The 3,833-nt window shown below is 62.8% G+C and carries 2 protein-coding genes and 1 pseudogene; 1 reads left to right on the forward strand and 2 read right to left on the reverse strand.

The genetic code is table 11. From position 1 onward, the window contains the following. Window positions 1–583, forward strand: a pseudogene (locus TY51_RS19450) (SEL1-like repeat protein); the annotation flags it as partial. Here the strand turns inward: TY51_RS19450 and TY51_RS19455 are convergent. Further along, a complete protein-coding gene (locus TY51_RS19455) occupies window positions 584–1,669 on the reverse strand; it encodes a TAXI family TRAP transporter solute-binding subunit (protein WP_307538252.1) in 1,086 nt (361 codons plus the stop codon). Then, window positions 1,663–2,835: a hypothetical protein gene (locus TY51_RS19460; protein ID WP_156118136.1), complete on the reverse strand. Its 1,173-nt coding sequence runs from the start codon at window positions 2,833–2,835 to the stop codon at window positions 1,663–1,665. The genes TY51_RS19455 and TY51_RS19460 overlap by 7 nt, the downstream gene beginning before the upstream one ends. Window positions 2,836–3,833: the final 998 nt, after the last annotated feature.

The following is a 3,833-nucleotide window of genomic DNA, read 5'->3' on the forward strand; positions in this document are numbered from 1 at the left end:
TGAGCCTGAACCGCAACTGGCGCAGCTGGAGACGCGGGTTGAGGACGCGGCTCCTGACCCCCAGGACCTGTTGAGCCAGGCGCTTGCGATCGGCGCCGACGATCCGCAAGCCGCGATAGCGCTCTATACGCGGGCCGCATTGTGGGGCAGCGATCGGGCCGCCTATTACCTTGGTCAGCTTCATGAAACCGGTATCGGCGTGGACGCCGACCCGAACACCGCGCGCGCATGGTACCGTCAGGCACCACAGATCGCGGGCGCCGTCGCACGGCTGCGCGATCTGGAGACGGCGCCGTTGGTGACTGCCGCCGCGGACCCGGCAGCCCCCATCCTGGAGCGTCAGACGGCTCTTGGCACGGGTCAGGCTGAACTGTACTGGCGCGGCGCTTCGGGACCGGGCCCTGCGAGCTATCGTGTCGAATTCATCGAAACGGGCACGGAGGGGGTACAGGCCCTGGAGACGGACCTGACCGCCGCATTGATACGGCAGCCTGTGTCGCGTTGGCGGGTCGTCGCCTTGCGTGCGGATGGAACGCCCGGCCCGGCCTCGGACTGGGCCGTCACCGACGCCGGGGCGCCCTGATCAGCAGCCCAGCACGGCGCAGATGTTGCGGCGATAGGCTGCGTTGGCTTCGCTGTCGGTCGGGGTCTCGACCACGGGTGCGACCGGGGTACAGCTGGGCACATATTCCGGGTCGAGGCCGCGATTGACGCAAGTGGAAATGTCCCATCCCGGCGGGATGGCGGTCAGGTCGACCGACTGCCATTTCGCATGACCCTCGCTCCGCAGCGTGTCGATGTTCGACAGGATCAGCGACGACAGGTCCGATACCCCGCGGCAGCTGGCCTGATGGTACCGATTTCCACGCGGATCGTATTCATAGGTCATCAGCACGGCCTTGACGGCGACAAGGTTCACCGGATCCGGCTGGAAGGCATACGTTCCGCCAGCCAGCGTCGCCGGGGTGTACACCGCCTGCAGCGTCTCGTCCTGGATCGGCAACAGGTGAAACTGGTCGCCGTCGATCTCGTTCTCGGAGTAAAGCGTCGCCGGCGCCCCCGCGACATAGAAGAATGCGTCGATCTCGCCGGCCTCAAGCTGTGGAAGGGCATCGCCGGGGGCGATGGGCAGCACCTCGGCCGGCTCGATCCCGGCGAGCGAGATCATCAGGGACGCGGTCAGGTATGTGCCGCTGTCCTCGACCCCAATCGCCACCCGTTTCCCGTTCAGTTCGGCAAAGTCGCCGATGTCGCGCCGCGCCAGGATATGGACCTCCTCCTCGTACAGGGGAAACGCGATCCGGACACCGGCGATCGCCCGCGCCACGCCGGGATCATCCCCCGCAAACGTCTGCATGTATTCCAGAACGTCGTTCTGCACGATCCCGAATTGGGTATTCGGGCGCTGCCGCACACCCAGGAAGTTCTCCAGCGAGCCTGCGGATTCGACGACCTCCAGGTTCTGGCCGCATTGCTGCATCAGCCCGTTCAGGTCGCGGCCGATCTGGATATAGGTCCCGGTCGGCGATCCGGTCATGATCGTCATATCGGCATCCTGGGCATGGCCCGTTGCGGCGACGCCGGACGCCACACAGATCCCGAAAGCAAGGCGTTGCAGAAGCTTGGAAAATGGCATCGTCGTTTCTTTCCATAAGAGGAACGTCAGCATCCATCCAGCCCGGCCAGAAGGACCAGCAACGCCTGGCGGTTGATCGGGTCCTGAACCTGACGCAGCGCGTCGATCGTGCACTCTCCCTCGACCAGCAGGTCGCGCAACCGGTCACGCGCCGCTGGCGATTGAGGAAGCCCGGGCGTCGTGGCCAGAACCGCACTGACCTGGTCAGCATCGCGCGGCTGGCGCGCCACGTCGCCAGCGGCGAGTGATGGCGCCGGCGCTTCGGGTTCCTCCACTGGCGTCGGTGACTGCACCGGTGCGGGTTCGGGTACGGGTTCCGGCTCGGGTTGAGGAACGGCGATGGGCTCGGGCGCTGCTGCCAGTTCAAGTTGTGCTTGTCGGTCCGCCAATTCGGCGGTCAGGGCCTTAAGTTCCTCCGTCAAGGCGGACGAACGTTCCTCCTGCGACGCGATCTGGGTAGACAGCTCCTCGGATCGCTCCAATTCCACCTGCATCGCATCGCGTTGGCCTGTCAGGTCGGTCAGTTCCGCACGCATCCCGTCAAGCCGCGATGCGATCTGGGTGGACAGTCCCTCAGAGCTGTCCAGTTCTGTTTGCATCGCTTCGCGTTGCCCTGTCAGGTCGGCCAGCTCCGTACGCATCCCGTCAAGCTGCGCTTCCACCTCTTGCCGGGACGACAGTAAATCGTCCCGCTCGGCGGTCGCTTCAGCTATCTGCTTTTCCAGCAAGGCAAGGCTTTGCGCCCGCTCCTGTTCCGCAGCGGCACTGGTGCCCGCGCGTTCGGTCAGCTGATCGGCCTCGGCACGACGCGCTTCGATAGTTTCGGTCAGTTCCGCCAGAGAGGCCTCCGCAGCGTCGATCCTGGCGTTCAGGTCGACCTCCGCAGCGCGCGCTGTCTCAATTTGACTTGAAACCGCGTCTTCTTCCTGCCGAACACGGTCGAGGTTTTCCTGCTCCTGCGCAAGCTGGGCGGTCGTCTCATCGATCCTGCTGGTCAAATCGCTCAACGCGGCACGCGCAGCCTCGACCTGAGGTTCAAGTTCGGCGGCCTCCAGCTCCAACGCCGCGATGATCTGCCGCAAGGCATGAGCTTGCGAGGCCGTTTCATCTGACGGAGCCTGCGCCCAAGCAAAGCTTGTCGCACCCAAAAGGCCGACTGCTGCCAACTTGGCTACCGGAACACGAGCAAACACGAACACAACAAAAATCCTCCGTAAAACGATAATGATGTTCGAGGGGAATTTGTCAACCTCGACCGATCTACTGCAACCCGTCAAACCATCCGACGGGACTTGTTTTCTACCCAGATCAAAGCCGGGTGGGCAGGACTTACGTTGAGGGTCGAACCATGCGAGCCCTCGCCCATGGCGGTCAGCAATGGAGTGACGAACTGATCCATATGAGGCTTTTGCCGATCATCCAACGGATGCATTTGCGCAAGAAGCTATCGGTCCGCGACAGCGCGCGGCGCACGGGGCGTGCGCGTAATACCGTGTCAAAGCATCTGGCGGCGAACGCGATCGAACCGCGGTTTGCGGCATCGGAACAGCCAAGCGTGCCTGACCCTTTTTCGAAGGAGTTCGCTGGTCAGCGACACAGACGCAAGTCGCGCAAGGTCCGAGAACGCTAAGGCGGTTGCATGCCGACACGGTCAACTTTGGCTCCAGCGGATCTTACAGCCGAGTGGCAACCTTTGCCCGAAACTGGCGATGAATCGTCAGCATGAACATCAGGCGACGAGATCGGGCAAGGCCTACAAGTCCGATCGGAGCGACGACTTTGCCAACCAGAGCAGGAAGCGCTGCCTCCGCTAAAGATGGCTCGAGTCGGGCTCTTGCACGGCCTAGGCTTCTTGCTGCGTGCCTTTCTGGCTTGCATATTAACGAAATGCTGTTCGACGACCACCAGGATGGTCCCAGGGTCACCGGTGGCGCGTGCGCCCAGAGTTTTGCTGACAATGAGGCTGCGCCGCGATGGACGTGCCTAGCTATTGTAAAGAACCTGTGGTTCGCTTCCCGTTACGGACCCCGAATGCAACTGGCAATGAAAGCCGAACAATGATGCCCGTCTGACGAGATCATGAGAGCACTCCCATTGTCTGGCGCTGGCGTTTTCGGCCTGCTGGCGGGATTGTCAGATAGCCCATCTGTCCAGTTGCTCTGCCCCCTGAGAACTGGACCGTTTGAAGCTGGAGTTT

It is taken from the genome of Paracoccus sp. PAMC 22219 (genome assembly GCF_000787695.1).
Classification (GTDB): domain Bacteria; phylum Pseudomonadota; class Alphaproteobacteria; order Rhodobacterales; family Rhodobacteraceae; genus Paracoccus.

What these genes read in the sequence shown, in the direction of transcription:
- TY51_RS19455 (WP_307538252.1), bottom strand. Translation starts at nt 1,669, where the DNA reads ATGCTGACGTTCCTCTTATGGAAAGAAACGACGATGCCATTTTCCAAG.